Source organism: Acinetobacter sp. 797_lipA, from assembly GCF_058243025.1.
The window spans coordinates 3343959-3363234 of sequence record NZ_JBZAYQ010000001.1 but is presented as its reverse complement, the minus strand read 5'-3'; the positions used below and the strand labels follow the sequence as shown (position 1 = coordinate 3363234).

Annotated in this window: 1 protein-coding gene; it reads left to right on the top strand. The window is 51.7% G+C overall.

Annotation, left to right across the window (positions count from 1 at the left end):
* Positions 1 to 225 precede the first annotated feature (225 nt).
* Positions 226 to 19197, top strand: coding sequence for a cadherin-like domain-containing protein (locus tag AC4CU2_RS16555; RefSeq protein ID WP_490769126.1), 18972 nt, complete (start codon positions 226 to 228; stop codon positions 19195 to 19197).
* Positions 19198 to 19276: the final 79 nt, after the last annotated feature.

The following is a 19276-nucleotide window of genomic DNA, read 5'->3' as shown; positions in this document are numbered from 1 at the left end:
CATCTATTAATATTGTATATTAATTAACTAATCTAGGATGGTTTTTTGTCTGCGCTAAATAAATTTGGTCATGTAAAGCATAAATAATTGATATGGCTAAACTTTCAAATTGAGGTAAAGTTATAAATGAATACATCGGTAAAAATAATCTCTGTGGATGGTGATGTTTGGCGTTTTTCAAAGACAAATAAAAAAATAATTCTAAAAAAGGGGGCAAAGCTTCAGGTGAAAGATGTATTGCATCTTTCAGAAGAAAGTAGTGTCGTGTTGCAGCTTTCAAATGGCCGAGTTGTTGAAATTCATGGTAAAGATTTAATCAATAATGACGGCAATTTTAGCCTCAATTCTTTGCTAGGTGAACCAAACTCGGATCTAGATAAAATTGTAAATTTTGCAAAATCATTTCAGCAAATGAATGATACAGAACAACAAAATGATGTTGTTCGTTTGGATGATGGTCGAGTATTTAAAAAAGAAGGTAAAGATTATGTTGAAATTGCGGGAGAGTCCTTTGATGGCGATCCTGATGTAACTCAAGGTGGTCATCGTTTTGTTCAACTTACTCGTGTGGGCGAAACATCTGTCGCCGACGGTATAAAACCGTTAATGCTGAATCGAGTGTTAGATAATATTCCGCCTTTAGGAATTGAGTACCCAATATTATCTTCAGTTATCAAACCATTTGAGCATGGTTTGGGTGGTGGTAGTTGGACACCTTTGTCTCCATTTGCACCTACACCAAACACGCCACCTGTCGCAAGCGATGACACGTACAACACCGCATTCAACACGCCAGTGGCACTCAACCCATTGGCAAATGACAGCGATGCAGATGGCAACCCATTGACCATCACCGCGATCAATGGTGTGACCTTGACCCCGGGCACCGCCCAACAAATCAACACCCCGAACGGTGTGGTGAACATTGATGCCCAAGGCACCATTACCTTCACCCCGAACAATGGCTTTACTGGACAAGAAAGCTTCAACTACAGCATCAGCGATGGCCAAGGTGGCAGCTCAACAGCAACAGAAACCATCAACGTTGCAGCAGCACCAAACACACCACCTGTTGCAAGCGATGACACGTACAACACCGCATACAACACGCCAGTAACCTTAACTCCATTGGCGAATGACAGCGATGCAGACGGTGGCACCCTGACCATCACCGCGATCAATGGCGTAACCTTGACCCCAGGCACCGCCCAACAAATCAACACCCCGAACGGTGTGGTAAACATTGATGCCCAAGGCACCATTACCTTCACACCGAACGCAGGCTTTAGCGGTCAAGAGACCTTTAACTACAGCATCAGCGATGGCCAAGGTGGCAGCTCAACAGCGACTGGAACCATCAACGTTTCAGCAGCACCAAACACACCACCTGTTGCAAGCGATGACACGTACAACACCGCATTCAACACGCCAGTGACCTTAAACCCATTGGCAAATGATACCGATGCAGATGGCAACCCATTGACCATCACCGCGATCAATGGCGTGACCTTGACCCCGGGCACCGCACAACAAATCAACACCCCGAACGGTGTGGTAAACATTGATGCCCAAGGCACCATTACCTTCACCCCGAACACAGGCTTTAGCGGTCAAGAAAGCTTTAACTACAGCATCAGCGATGGCCAAGGTGGTACGTCGACGGCGAATCAGATCATCAGTATTGCGCCAGTGGCGAATGACGACACAGCGACGGTGGACGAAGGTGACACCGTGGTGATTGCGGTCAAAGGCAACGATACGGATGCCGAAGACGGTACGCCAGCAGGTGTGGTGACCATCGTGGGCGCACCAGCCAACGGTACCGTGACGGTGAATGCCAATGGCACCGTGAGCTATGTACATGATGGTTCAGAAACCACCTCGGACAGCTTCACCTATACCGTGACCGACAGCAATGGAGTCGTGTCCAATACAGCGACCGTGAATATCACCGTCAATCCAGTCAATGACCCACCAGTGGCGACTAATGACACAGCGACGGTGGACGAAGGTAATACGGTGGTGATTGCGGTCAAAGGCAACGATACGGATGCCGAAGACGGTACGCCAGCAGGTGTGGTGACCATCGTGGGCGCACCAGCCAACGGTACCGTGACGGTGAATGCCAATGGCACCGTGAGCTATGTACATGATGGTTCAGAAACCACCTCGGACAGCTTCACCTATACCGTGACCGACAGCAATGGAGTCGTGTCCAATACAGCGACCGTGAATATCACCGTCAATCCAGTCAATGACCCACCAGTGGCGACTAATGACACTGCGACGGTGGACGAAGGTAATACGGTGGTGATTGCGGTCAAAGGCAACGATACGGATGCCGAAGACGGTACGCCAGCAGGTGTGGTGACCATCGTGGGCGCACCAGCCAACGGTACCGTGACGGTGAATGCCAATGGCACCGTGAGCTATGTACATGATGGTTCAGAAACCACCTCGGACAGCTTCACCTATACCGTGACCGACAGCAATGGAGTCGTGTCCAATACAGCGACCGTGAATATCACCGTCAATCCAGTCAATGACCCACCAGTGGCGACTAATGACACTGCGACGGTGGACGAAGGTAATACGGTGGTGATTGCGGTCAAAGGCAACGATACGGATGCCGAAGACGGTACGCCAGCAGGTGTGGTGACCATCGTGGGCGCACCAGCCAACGGTACCGTGACGGTGAATGCCAATGGCACCGTGAGCTATGTACATGATGGTTCAGAAACCACCTCGGACAGCTTCACCTATACCGTGACCGACAGCAATGGAGTCGTGTCCAATACAGCGACCGTGAATATCACCGTCAATCCAGTCAATGACCCACCAGTGGCGACTAATGACACTGCGACGGTGGACGAAGGTAATACGGTGGTGATTGCGGTCAAAGGCAACGATACGGATGCCGAAGACGGTACGCCAGCAGGTGTGGTGACCATCGTGGGCGCACCAGCCAACGGTACCGTGACGGTGAATGCCAATGGCACCGTGAGCTATGTACATGATGGTTCAGAAACCACCTCGGACAGCTTCACCTATACCGTGACCGACAGCAATGGAGTCGTGTCCAATACAGCGACCGTGAATATCACCGTCAATCCAGTCAATGACCCACCAGTGGCGACTAATGACACTGCGACGGTGGACGAAGGTAATACGGTGGTGATTGCGGTCAAAGGCAACGATACGGATGCCGAAGACGGTACGCCAGCAGGTGTGGTGACCATCGTGGGCGCACCAGCCAACGGTACCGTGACGGTGAATGCCAATGGCACCGTGAGCTATGTACATGATGGTTCAGAAACCACCTCGGACAGCTTCACCTATACCGTGACCGACAGCAATGGAGTCGTGTCCAATACAGCGACCGTGAATATCACCGTCAATCCAGTCAATGACCCACCAGTGGCGACTAATGACACAGCGACGGTGGACGAAGGTAATACGGTGGTGATTGCGGTCAAAGGCAACGATACGGATGCCGAAGACGGTACGCCAGCAGGTGTGGTGACCATCGTGGGCGCACCAGCCAACGGTACCGTGACGGTGAATGCCAATGGCACCGTGAGCTATGTACATGATGGTTCAGAAACCACCTCGGACAGCTTCACCTATACCGTGACCGACAGCAATGGAGTCGTGTCCAATACAGCGACCGTGAATATCACCGTCAATCCAGTCAATGACCCACCAGTGGCGACTAATGACACTGCGACGGTGGACGAAGGTAATACGGTGGTGATTGCGGTCAAAGGCAACGATACGGATGCCGAAGACGGTACGCCAGCAGGTGTGGTGACCATCGTGGGCGCACCAGCCAACGGTACCGTGACGGTGAATGCCAATGGCACCGTGAGCTATGTACATGATGGTTCAGAAACCACCTCGGACAGCTTCACCTATACCGTGACCGACAGCAATGGAGTCGTGTCCAATACAGCGACCGTGAATATCACCGTCAATCCAGTCAATGACCCACCAGTGGCGACTAATGACACAGCGACGGTGGACGAAGGTAATACGGTGGTGATTGCGGTCAAAGGCAACGATACGGATGCCGAAGACGGTACGCCAGCAGGTGTGGTGACCATCGTGGGCGCACCAGCCAACGGTACCGTGACGGTGAATGCCAATGGCACCGTGAGCTATGTACATGATGGTTCAGAAACCACCTCGGACAGCTTCACCTATACCGTGACCGACAGCAATGGAGTCGTGTCCAATACAGCGACCGTGAATATCACCGTCAATCCAGTCAATGACCCACCAGTGGCGACTAATGACACAGCGACGGTGGACGAAGGTAATACGGTGGTGATTGCGGTCAAAGGCAACGATACGGATGCCGAAGACGGTACGCCAGCAGGTGTGGTGACCATCGTGGGCGCACCAGCCAATGGTACCGTGACGGTGAATGCCAATGGCACCGTGAGCTATGTACATGATGGTTCAGAAACCACCTCGGACAGCTTCACCTATACCGTGACCGACAGCAATGGAGTCGTGTCCAATACAGCGACCGTGAATATCACCGTCAATCCAGTCAATGACCCACCAGTGGCGACTAATGACACAGCGACGGTGGACGAAGGTAATACGGTGGTGATTGCGGTCAAAGGCAACGATACGGATGCCGAAGACGGTACGCCAGCAGGTGTGGTGACCATCGTGGGCGCACCAGCCAATGGTACCGTGACGGTGAATGCCAATGGCACCGTGAGCTATGTACATGATGGTTCAGAAACCACCTCGGACAGCTTCACCTATACCGTGACCGACAGCAATGGAGTCGTGTCCAATACAGCGACCGTGAATATCACCGTCAATCCAGTCAATGACCCACCAGTGGCGACTAATGACACTGCGACGGTGGACGAAGGTAATACGGTGGTGATTGCGGTCAAAGGCAACGATACGGATGCCGAAGACGGTACGCCAGCAGGTGTGGTGACCATCGTGGGCGCACCAGCCAATGGTACCGTGACGGTGAATGCCAATGGCACCGTGAGCTATGTACATGATGGTTCAGAAACCACCTCGGACAGCTTCACCTATACCGTGACCGACAGCAATGGAGTCGTGTCCAATACAGCGACCGTGAATATCACCGTCAATCCAGTCAATGACCCACCAGTGGCGACTAATGACACTGCGACGGTGGACGAAGGTAATACGGTGGTGATTGCGGTCAAAGGCAACGATACGGATGCCGAAGACGGTACGCCAGCAGGTGTGGTGACCATCGTGGGCGCACCAGCCAACGGTACCGTGACGGTGAATGCCAATGGCACCGTGAGCTATGTACATGATGGTTCAGAAACCACCTCGGACAGCTTCACCTATACCGTGACCGACAGCAATGGAGTCGTGTCCAATACAGCGACCGTGAATATCACCGTCAATCCAGTCAATGACCCACCAGTGGCGACTAATGACACAGCGACGGTGGACGAAGGTAATACGGTGGTGATTGCGGTCAAAGGCAACGATACGGATGCCGAAGACGGTACGCCAGCAGGTGTGGTGACCATCGTGGGCGCACCAGCCAACGGTACCGTGACGGTGAATGCCAATGGCACCGTGAGCTATGTACATGATGGTTCAGAAACCACCTCGGACAGCTTCACCTATACCGTGACCGACAGCAATGGAGTCGTGTCCAATACAGCGACCGTGAATATCACCGTCAATCCAGTCAATGACCCACCAGTGGCGACTAATGACACAGCGACGGTGGACGAAGGTAATACGGTGGTGATTGCGGTCAAAGGCAACGATACGGATGCCGAAGACGGTACGCCAGCAGGTGTGGTGACCATCGTGGGCGCACCAGCCAACGGTACCGTGACGGTGAATGCCAATGGCACCGTGAGCTATGTACATGATGGTTCAGAAACCACCTCGGACAGCTTCACCTATACCGTGACCGACAGCAATGGAGTCGTGTCCAATACAGCGACCGTGAATATCACCGTCAATCCAGTCAATGACCCACCAGTGGCGACTAATGACACTGCGACGGTGGACGAAGGTAATACGGTGGTGATTGCGGTCAAAGGCAACGATACGGATGCCGAAGACGGTACGCCAGCAGGTGTGGTGACCATCGTGGGCGCACCAGCCAACGGTACCGTGACGGTGAATGCCAATGGCACCGTGAGCTATGTACATGATGGTTCAGAAACCACCTCGGACAGCTTCACCTATACCGTGACCGACAGCAATGGAGTCGTGTCCAATACAGCGACCGTGAATATCACCGTCAATCCAGTCAATGACCCACCAGTGGCGACTAATGACACTGCGACGGTGGACGAAGGTAATACGGTGGTGATTGCGGTCAAAGGCAACGATACGGATGCCGAAGACGGTACGCCAGCAGGTGTGGTGACCATCGTGGGCGCACCAGCCAACGGTACCGTGACGGTGAATGCCAATGGCACCGTGAGCTATGTACATGATGGTTCAGAAACCACCTCGGACAGCTTCACCTATACCGTGACCGACAGCAATGGAGTCGTGTCCAATACAGCGACCGTGAATATCACCGTCAATCCAGTCAATGACCCACCAGTGGCGACTAATGACACTGCGACGGTGGACGAAGGTAATACGGTGGTGATTGCGGTCAAAGGCAACGATACGGATGCCGAAGACGGTACGCCAGCAGGTGTGGTGACCATCGTGGGCGCACCAGCCAACGGTACCGTGACGGTGAATGCCAATGGCACCGTGAGCTATGTACATGATGGTTCAGAAACCACCTCGGACAGCTTCACCTATACCGTGACCGACAGCAATGGAGTCGTGTCCAATACAGCGACCGTGAATATCACCGTCAATCCAGTCAATGACCCACCAGTGGCGACTAATGACACTGCGACGGTGGACGAAGGTAATACGGTGGTGATTGCGGTCAAAGGCAACGATACGGATGCCGAAGACGGTACGCCAGCAGGTGTGGTGACCATCGTGGGCGCACCAGCCAACGGTACCGTGACGGTGAATGCCAATGGCACCGTGAGCTATGTACATGATGGTTCAGAAACCACCTCGGACAGCTTCACCTATACCGTGACCGACAGCAATGGAGTCGTGTCCAATACAGCGACCGTGAATATCACCGTCAATCCAGTCAATGACCCACCAGTGGCGACTAATGACACTGCGACGGTGGACGAAGGTAATACGGTGGTGATTGCGGTCAAAGGCAACGATACGGATGCCGAAGACGGTACGCCAGCAGGTGTGGTGACCATCGTGGGCGCACCAGCCAACGGTACCGTGACGGTGAATGCCAATGGCACCGTGAGCTATGTACATGATGGTTCAGAAACCACCTCGGACAGCTTCACCTATACCGTGACCGACAGCAATGGAGTCGTGTCCAATACAGCGACCGTGAATATCACCGTCAATCCAGTCAATGACCCACCAGTGGCGACTAATGACACTGCGACGGTGGACGAAGGTAATACGGTGGTGATTGCGGTCAAAGGCAACGATACGGATGCCGAAGACGGTACGCCAGCAGGTGTGGTGACCATCGTGGGCGCACCAGCCAACGGTACCGTGACGGTGAATGCCAATGGCACCGTGAGCTATGTACATGATGGTTCAGAAACCACCTCGGACAGCTTCACCTATACCGTGACCGACAGCAATGGAGTCGTGTCCAATACAGCGACCGTGAATATCACCGTCAATCCAGTCAATGACCCACCAGTGGCGACTAATGACACTGCGACGGTGGACGAAGGTAATACGGTGGTGATTGCGGTCAAAGGCAACGATACGGATGCCGAAGACGGTACGCCAGCAGGTGTGGTGACCATCGTGGGCGCACCAGCCAACGGTACCGTGACGGTGAATGCCAATGGCACCGTGAGCTATGTACATGATGGTTCAGAAACCACCTCGGACAGCTTCACCTATACCGTGACCGACAGCAATGGAGTCGTGTCCAATACAGCGACCGTGAATATCACCGTCAATCCAGTCAATGACCCACCAGTGGCGACTAATGACACAGCGACGGTGGACGAAGGTAATACGGTGGTGATTGCGGTCAAAGGCAACGATACGGATGCCGAAGACGGTACGCCAGCAGGTGTGGTGACCATCGTGGGCGCACCAGCCAACGGTACCGTGACGGTGAATGCCAATGGCACCGTGAGCTATGTACATGATGGTTCAGAAACCACCTCGGACAGCTTCACCTATACCGTGACCGACAGCAATGGAGTCGTGTCCAATACAGCGACCGTGAATATCACCGTCAATCCAGTCAATGACCCACCAGTGGCGACTAATGACACTGCGACGGTGGACGAAGGTAATACGGTGGTGATTGCGGTCAAAGGCAACGATACGGATGCCGAAGACGGTACGCCAGCAGGTGTGGTGACCATCGTGGGCGCACCAGCCAACGGTACCGTGACGGTGAATGCCAATGGCACCGTGAGCTATGTACATGATGGTTCAGAAACCACCTCGGACAGCTTCACCTATACCGTGACCGACAGCAATGGAGTCGTGTCCAATACAGCGACCGTGAATATCACCGTCAATCCAGTCAATGACCCACCAGTGGCGACTAATGACACTGCGACGGTGGACGAAGGTAATACGGTGGTGATTGCGGTCAAAGGCAACGATACGGATGCCGAAGACGGTACGCCAGCAGGTGTGGTGACCATCGTGGGCGCACCAGCCAACGGTACCGTGACGGTGAATGCCAATGGCACCGTGAGCTATGTACATGATGGTTCAGAAACCACCTCGGACAGCTTCACCTATACCGTGACCGACAGCAATGGAGTCGTGTCCAATACAGCGACCGTGAATATCACCGTCAATCCAGTCAATGACCCACCAGTGGCGACTAATGACACTGCGACGGTGGACGAAGGTAATACGGTGGTGATTGCGGTCAAAGGCAACGATACGGATGCCGAAGACGGTACGCCAGCAGGTGTGGTGACCATCGTGGGCGCACCAGCCAACGGTACCGTGACGGTGAATGCCAATGGCACCGTGAGCTATGTACATGATGGTTCAGAAACCACCTCGGACAGCTTCACCTATACCGTGACCGACAGCAATGGAGTCGTGTCCAATACAGCGACCGTGAATATCACCGTCAATCCAGTCAATGACCCACCAGTGGCGACTAATGACACTGCGACGGTGGACGAAGGTAATACGGTGGTGATTGCGGTCAAAGGCAACGATACGGATGCCGAAGACGGTACGCCAGCAGGTGTGGTGACCATCGTGGGCGCACCAGCCAACGGTACCGTGACGGTGAATGCCAATGGCACCGTGAGCTATGTACATGATGGTTCAGAAACCACCTCGGACAGCTTCACCTATACCGTGACCGACAGCAATGGAGTCGTGTCCAATACAGCGACCGTGAATATCACCGTCAATCCAGTCAATGACCCACCAGTGGCGACTAATGACACTGCGACGGTGGACGAAGGTAATACGGTGGTGATTGCGGTCAAAGGCAACGATACGGATGCCGAAGACGGTACGCCAGCAGGTGTGGTGACCATCGTGGGCGCACCAGCCAATGGTACCGTGACGGTGAATGCCAATGGCACCGTGAGCTATGTACATGATGGTTCAGAAACCACCTCGGACAGCTTCACCTATACCGTGACCGACAGCAATGGAGTCGTGTCCAATACAGCGACCGTGAATATCACCGTCAATCCAGTCAATGACCCACCAGTGGCGACTAATGACACTGCGACGGTGGACGAAGGTAATACGGTGGTGATTGCGGTCAAAGGCAACGATACGGATGCCGAAGACGGTACGCCAGCAGGTGTGGTGACCATCGTGGGCGCACCAGCCAACGGTACCGTGACGGTGAATGCCAATGGCACCGTGAGCTATGTACATGATGGTTCAGAAACCACCTCGGACAGCTTCACCTATACCGTGACCGACAGCAATGGAGTCGTGTCCAATACAGCGACCGTGAATATCACCGTCAATCCAGTCAATGACCCACCAGTGGCGACTAATGACACTGCGACGGTGGACGAAGGTAATACGGTGGTGATTGCGGTCAAAGGCAACGATACGGATGCCGAAGACGGTACGCCAGCAGGTGTGGTGACCATCGTGGGCGCACCAGCCAACGGTACCGTGACGGTGAATGCCAATGGCACCGTGAGCTATGTACATGATGGTTCAGAAACCACCTCGGACAGCTTCACCTATACCGTGACCGACAGCAATGGAGTCGTGTCCAATACAGCGACCGTGAATATCACCGTCAATCCAGTCAATGACCCACCAGTGGCGACTAATGACACTGCGACGGTGGACGAAGGTAATACGGTGGTGATTGCGGTCAAAGGCAACGATACGGATGCCGAAGACGGTACGCCAGCAGGTGTGGTGACCATCGTGGGCGCACCAGCCAACGGTACCGTGACGGTGAATGCCAATGGCACCGTGAGCTATGTACATGATGGTTCAGAAACCACCTCGGACAGCTTCACCTATACCGTGACCGACAGCAATGGAGTCGTGTCCAATACAGCGACCGTGAATATCACCGTCAATCCAGTCAATGACCCACCAGTGGCGACTAATGACACTGCGACGGTGGACGAAGGTAATACGGTGGTGATTGCGGTCAAAGGCAACGATACGGATGCCGAAGACGGTACGCCAGCAGGTGTGGTGACCATCGTGGGCGCACCAGCCAACGGTACCGTGACGGTGAATGCCAATGGCACCGTGAGCTATGTACATGATGGTTCAGAAACCACCTCGGACAGCTTCACCTATACCGTGACCGACAGCAATGGAGTCGTGTCCAATACAGCGACCGTGAATATCACCGTCAATCCAGTCAATGACCCACCAGTGGCGACTAATGACACTGCGACGGTGGACGAAGGTAATACGGTGGTGATTGCGGTCAAAGGCAACGATACGGATGCCGAAGACGGTACGCCAGCAGGTGTGGTGACCATCGTGGGCGCACCAGCCAACGGTACCGTGACGGTGAATGCCAATGGCACCGTGAGCTATGTACATGATGGTTCAGAAACCACCTCGGACAGCTTCACCTATACCGTGACCGACAGCAATGGAGTCGTGTCCAATACAGCGACCGTGAATATCACCGTCAATCCAGTCAATGACCCACCAGTGGCGACTAATGACACAGCGACGGTGGACGAAGGTAATACGGTGGTGATTGCGGTCAAAGGCAACGATACGGATGCCGAAGACGGTACGCCAGCAGGTGTGGTGACCATCGTGGGCGCACCAGCCAACGGTACCGTGACGGTGAATGCCAATGGCACCGTGAGCTATGTACATGATGGTTCAGAAACCACCTCGGACAGCTTCACCTATACCGTGACCGACAGCAATGGAGTCGTGTCCAATACAGCGACCGTGAATATCACCGTCAATCCAGTCAATGACCCACCAGTGGCGACTAATGACACTGCGACGGTGGACGAAGGTAATACGGTGGTGATTGCGGTCAAAGGCAACGATACGGATGCCGAAGACGGTACGCCAGCAGGTGTGGTGACCATCGTGGGCGCACCAGCCAACGGTACCGTGACGGTGAATGCCAATGGCACCGTGAGCTATGTACATGATGGTTCAGAAACCACCTCGGACAGCTTCACCTATACCGTGACCGACAGCAATGGAGTCGTGTCCAATACAGCGACCGTGAATATCACCGTCAATCCAGTCAATGACCCACCAGTGGCGACTAATGACACAGCGACGGTGGACGAAGGTAATACGGTGGTGATTGCGGTCAAAGGCAACGATACGGATGCCGAAGACGGTACGCCAGCAGGTGTGGTGACCATCGTGGGCGCACCAGCCAACGGTACCGTGACGGTGAATGCCAATGGCACCGTGAGCTATGTACATGATGGTTCAGAAACCACCTCGGACAGCTTCACCTATACCGTGACCGACAGCAATGGAGTCGTGTCCAATACAGCGACCGTGAATATCACCGTCAATCCAGTCAATGACCCACCAGTGGCGACTAATGACACTGCGACGGTGGACGAAGGTAATACGGTGGTGATTGCGGTCAAAGGCAACGATACGGATGCCGAAGACGGTACGCCAGCAGGTGTGGTGACCATCGTGGGCGCACCAGCCAACGGTACCGTGACGGTGAATGCCAATGGCACCGTGAGCTATGTACATGATGGTTCAGAAACCACCTCGGACAGCTTCACCTATACCGTGACCGACAGCAATGGAGTCGTGTCCAATACAGCGACCGTGAATATCACCGTCAATCCAGTCAATGACCCACCAGTGGCGACTAATGACACAGCGACGGTGGACGAAGGTAATACGGTGGTGATTGCGGTCAAAGGCAACGATACGGATGCCGAAGACGGTACGCCAGCAGGTGTGGTGACCATCGTGGGCGCACCAGCCAACGGTACCGTGACGGTGAATGCCAATGGCACCGTGAGCTATGTACATGATGGTTCAGAAACCACCTCGGACAGCTTCACCTATACCGTGACCGACAGCAATGGAGTCGTGTCCAATACAGCGACCGTGAATATCACCGTCAATCCAGTCAATGACCCACCAGTGGCGACTAATGACACTGCGACGGTGGACGAAGGTAATACGGTGGTGATTGCGGTCAAAGGCAACGATACGGATGCCGAAGACGGTACGCCAGCAGGTGTGGTGACCATCGTGGGCGCACCAGCCAACGGTACCGTGACGGTGAATGCCAATGGCACCGTGAGCTATGTACATGATGGTTCAGAAACCACCTCGGACAGCTTCACCTATACCGTGACCGACAGCAATGGAGTCGTGTCCAATACAGCGACCGTGAATATCACCGTCAATCCAGTCAATGACCCACCAGTGGCGACTAATGACACTGCGACGGTGGACGAAGGTAATACGGTGGTGATTGCGGTCAAAGGCAACGATACGGATGCCGAAGACGGTACGCCAGCAGGTGTGGTGACCATCGTGGGCGCACCAGCCAACGGTACCGTGACGGTGAATGCCAATGGCACCGTGAGCTATGTACATGATGGTTCAGAAACCACCTCGGACAGCTTCACCTATACCGTGACCGACAGCAATGGAGTCGTGTCCAATACAGCGACCGTGAATATCACCGTCAATCCAGTCAATGACCCACCAGTGGCGACTAATGACACAGCGACGGTGGACGAAGGTAATACGGTGGTGATTGCGGTCAAAGGCAACGATACGGATGCCGAAGACGGTACGCCAGCAGGTGTGGTGACCATCGTGGGCGCACCAGCCAATGGTACCGTGACGGTGAATGCCAATGGCACCGTGAGCTATGTACATGATGGTTCAGAAACCACCTCGGACAGCTTCACCTATACCGTGACCGACAGCAATGGAGTCGTGTCCAATACAGCGACCGTGAATATCACCGTCAATCCAGTCAATGACCCACCAGTGGCGACTAATGACACAGCGACGGTGGACGAAGGTAATACGGTGGTGATTGCGGTCAAAGGCAACGATACGGATGCCGAAGACGGTACGCCAGCAGGTGTGGTGACCATCGTGGGCGCACCAGCCAATGGTACCGTGACGGTGAATGCCAATGGCACCGTGAGCTATGTACATGATGGTTCAGAAACCACCTCGGACAGCTTCACCTATACCGTGACCGACAGCAATGGAGTCGTGTCCAATACAGCGACCGTGAATATCACCGTCAATCCAGTCAATGACCCACCAGTGGCGACTAATGACACTGCGACGGTGGACGAAGGTAATACGGTGGTGATTGCGGTCAAAGGCAACGATACGGATGCCGAAGACGGTACGCCAGCAGGTGTGGTGACCATCGTGGGCGCACCAGCCAATGGTACCGTGACGGTGAATGCCAATGGCACCGTGAGCTATGTACATGATGGTTCAGAAACCACCTCGGACAGCTTCACCTATACCGTGACCGACAGCAATGGAGTCGTGTCCAATACAGCGACCGTGAATATCACCGTCAATCCAGTCAATGACCCACCAGTGGCGACTAATGACACAGCGACGGTGGACGAAGGTAATACGGTGGTGATTGCGGTCAAAGGCAACGATACGGATGCCGAAGACGGTACGCCAGCAGGTGTGGTGACCATCGTGGGCGCACCAGCCAATGGTACCGTGACGGTGAATGCCAATGGCACCGTGAGCTATGTACATGATGGTTCAGAAACCACCTCGGACAGCTTCACCTATACCGTGACCGACAGCAATGGAGTCGTGTCCAATACAGCGACCGTGAATATCACCGTCAATCCAGTCAATGACCCACCAGTGGCGACTAATGACACTGCGACGGTGGACGAAGGTAATACGGTGGTGATTGCGGTCAAAGGCAACGATACGGATGCCGAAGACGGTACGCCAGCAGGTGTGGTGACCATCGTGGGCGCACCAGCCAACGGTACCGTGACGGTGAATGCCAATGGCACCGTGAGCTATGTACATGATGGTTCAGAAACCACCTCGGACAGCTTCACCTATACCGTGACCGACAGCAATGGAGTCGTGTCCAATACAGCGACCGTGAATATCACCGTCAATCCAGTCAATGACCCACCAGTGGCGACTAATGACACAGCGACGGTGGACGAAGGTAATACGGTGGTGATTGCGGTCAAAGGCAACGATACGGATGCCGAAGACGGTACGCCAGCAGGTGTGGTGACCATCGTGGGCGCACCAGCCAACGGTACCGTGACGGTGAATGCCAATGGCACCGTGAGCTATGTACATGATGGTTCAGAAACCACCTCGGACAGCTTCACCTATACCGTGACCGACAGCAATGGAGTCGTGTCCAATACAGCGACCGTGAATATCACCGTCAATCCAGTCAATGACCCACCAGTGGCGACTAATGACACTGCGACGGTGGACGAAGGTAATACGGTGGTGATTGCGGTCAAAGGCAACGATACGGATGCCGAAGACGGTACGCCAGCAGGTGTGGTGACCATCGTGGGCGCACCAGCCAACGGTACCGTGACGGTGAATGCCAATGGCACCGTGAGCTATGTACATGATGGTTCAGAAACCACCTCGGACAGCTTCACCTATACCGTGACCGACAGCAATGGAGTCGTGTCCAATACAGCGACCGTGAATATCACCGTCAATCCAGTCAATGACCCACCAGTGGCAATTGCTGATAGCCGTACAGTCATTGAAGGTTCAACGACTTCTCTTGTAACTGTGTTGGTTAATGATACAGATGTTGATAGTGCTACTTTAACTGTTGCTCAGTTTGCAACTAATGCCACTGGTGCAGGTGCACAAACAGCAAATGGCAGCAATACCATTACGACTGTTTTAGGTGGTACAGTGACCATGAATAGTAATGGCACATTTAGCTATGTTGCCCCAATACGTAATCATGGTAACAACGGTGTAACGGATACTGATGGTGCGGATGTAGATAGTTTTTACTACAAGGCATCAGATGGTACGCTGGAATCTGGCTGGACGCAGGTCAATATTACGATTCAGGATACTGCACCGACTGCCCAGAATGATTCGGCAAGCGTTGCGATAGGTGATACAGTTACAGGTAATGTGATTACAGGTACATTAAATGGTATTGTCAATCCTTCGAGTGCAGATACGACAAGTCAGGATGCACCAAATAGAATTACCAATGTGAATTTTGGTGGAACGAACTATACGGTAGCACAATCAGGCATTACCACCATTACTACAGATGACGGTAGGCTGGAAATCCAGAGTAATGGTGAATACACCTATACTTCAGGGTATAGAAATGTATATGTCGATAGAAATGGTTCTGATACCGCACCAACACTTACTGAATGGAAAGACTATGCAACGACTGGTGTAAAAAATGTCTATGGTTTTGATGGCTCTTCACCATTCACAGGTAATAACCTGAATCTATCTGCTTTGAATTTGAATTCGACAGCAGAAAGTTATGTTCGTCACAGAGATAATAATCCTGGTAATAACAACGATGGTTTAGGCGTTGAAAGTTCAACTGGTACTAGCAATAACAACCGTGTCGAAAATAATGAATATATCGTTTTTGATTTAGGTGCGTTGTCGAAGAATGCTGTAGTGACTTTAACTGATGTTTCAGATACAACGGAAGCTGGTCGTATTAGATGGTATGCCTTTGATGCCAGTGGTACTCGTGTGGGTACAGGTACAGTTTCGGGTACGCCATCCAGTAATGTACTGGAGTTCAGCTTGCCAACGGATATCAATTATCAATATATTGCTTTTACTTCGACTAATAATAATGCCCATTTCCGTGTCAATGGTCTGCGTGCAGAGGCTGCGGTTACAGGGAATGCAACTGATGAGTTTACTTATACTCTATCAGATAGTGATGGTAGTCTGGCAACTGCAAAACTGACCATTGACACCATAGGGTTAAATGTATTACCTGATGCCGCGGCAGTACGTGAATCACATCTGCCAAATGGTACGTTCCAGGGCACCAAGACGCAATATACGACGACAGGTAATCTGTTTACCAACGATACTGTGACCAACACAACACAGATTGATGACATCAACTTTAGTAGTGGTGCAAGTGGTACACCAAACAAAGTTATTTCGGGCACTACGATTACCATTAGTGATGCTGATGGCACATTGGTGGTCAATAAGCTGACAGGTGCTTATACCTATACCCTGAGTGCGGCAACAACTCAAGGTATCGATGATATCAAGGTATTTAGCTATATTGCCAAAGATCAAGTAACAGGTCAGACCAGTGCTGCGACAAATTTAACCATCAATGTTATAGATGATGCACCCGTTGCAACGAACATTAATCAAACCTTGAGTATGGCAGCAACACCGCAGACCTATAATCTGACCATTATCCTCGATGTATCGGGTAGTATGGCGTGGGATGAAAATGGTAGAGACTCAGCGAATGCTGGTTTTGATCCGAATACTATTCGTTTGATGCTGGCTAAACAGGCGATTGCACAATTAATTGACAAAGTTGATACTCTGGGCAATGTCAATGTCAAGATGATTAATTTTAGTAGCGCGAACTCGGAAGAGGTTTCACAGTGGTATGTGGATTCTGCGACGGGTGCCATTAACTTTGTCAATACGCAGCAGGCCGATGGTGGCACTTCTTATCTTTCAGCGATTAATAAGACCATGACTGATTGGGGTACACCACCAGCAGCAGATAAACACTTTGTGTATTTTATTACCGATGGTGCTCCTGATACTAATCAGGGGATTGATGCAACTACTGGCACAAACTGGCGTAATTTCCTGAATACCAACAATATTGATGCAATGTATGCAGTAAGAATCGGTGGTAGTGATACCAGTGCCATTGATCCATTGATACGTACGGGTACGAATGATGAGGCAGTTGCAATCTCCAGTCCGACAGAATTGATTAATACACTACTCAGCAGCGTTGATGATGGTATTGTTCTGGGGAATGTGTCCATTCTTTCAGGTAGTGGTAGTACTGGCGGGATGATACTGGGTGCAGATGGTGGACATCTGGAAAGTGTTACTGTAGATGGTGTGGTTTATACCGTTGCTGGTGGGAACACTCAAGTCATTCATACCGAAAAAGGTGGTGCATTAACGGTTGATTTCACCACAGGTGAATATCGCTATGAAATTATTGTCAATAAGACTATTCAGGGTGAAATGGAAAGCTTCCAGATTGGTGCAGTGGATGGCGATGGTGATGCTATTTCGATGAATTTAAACATCACCTTGAACTATCAGGCACAGGTTGATGCTAATCGGGATACGATTATTACCAATGTACAAAATGGTACAGCGATATCTATCTCTGATGCTGCATTAATGCACAATGATCTGGTGAGTAATAATACGTTCTTGTCTAGCAGTAGCAATGCCGTGAATGGTACGGTATCGGGTACAAATACGATTACCTTTACTCCAAATGTAACAGGTATTCCAGCACAGACAATTCGAGTGATTAAAGAAAGTGCATACAACAATGGCACTGTCTGGGCCAATAATGATGCTTCAAGCGCGCCAAAAAATGACATTAAAGAACTCGCTGTGGACTTTAGTGACCGTAGCCTGTTTGGTACGACGGGAACGGCAGCAACCATTACTGCTTATCAGACAGGTGAAAACATCTCGGGCTGGGCTGTCGATAGTGGTATTAATGGTTACACTCAGGTCTTTAATGGTACGTTCTATTCGAGTGCAGATCGTGATTTGGTAAAAGTGTATCTTTATGCAGGTGAACGTATCTATATTGATGTAGATGGTACGACTGGATCGAATACCAATGTTTCAGGTACGACTACACGAGCTGTACTGGATGCCAGTGGTACTGCAACGAGCTTTAGTCAGACTACGGATGGCTGGTTTACTGCCACGACTACTGGTGAGTATTATGTGCAACTCTCCAACACAAATTCTTCTTCAACTAGCTATAACCTTGCTCTGACCATTGATAATGGTACTTCGACTGCTGGTGGCGGGACATCTGCTGCACCTAAAGGGGCAATTGGACCATCTTCAGGTGGCTTTGACTATACTTTGAATGAGCTTGGTGTTCTAACCAATGCAAAAGCCGATATTTATCATGTCGCTGGTACTACACTCAATGGTACAGAGCGTGATGATATTCTGCTTGGTGGCGCGACTAATGATACATTGTACGGTGGTAAAGGCAATGATGTACTCATTGGTGGTTCAGGTCAGGATACGCTATATGGTGGCAATGGTAATGATCGTTTGGAAGGTGGGATCGGCAACGATATACTGTATGGCGATGCAGGGAATGACATCCTGATCGGTGGGATAGGTAATGATATCCTCAACGGTGGATTGGGTGCTGATACCTTTGTTTGGGGTGCAACTGATAATGTGAACCAGACTGATACCATCAATGACTTTAGCAAAGCTCAGGGTGACAAGATTAATGCCAAAGCCTTATTAGTACAACTTGGTTGGGATCAGGATGTGGGTAAATTAAGTGATTATGTCAGCCTGACCACAGGTAGTAGTACTATCAAGATCCATAATATAGAGAATAGCGTGAATGTGAATATTGTGGTCACAGGCCAGTCATTTACAGAGAATGACATCATCGACATGATCAACAAAACCAACTTCCAGACTTAAACCTAGCGTAGAGGGCGGAGTCACTTCGCCCTCTATCCCAAATTTATTTATTAATATGATGGCAACATCGTTAAACATT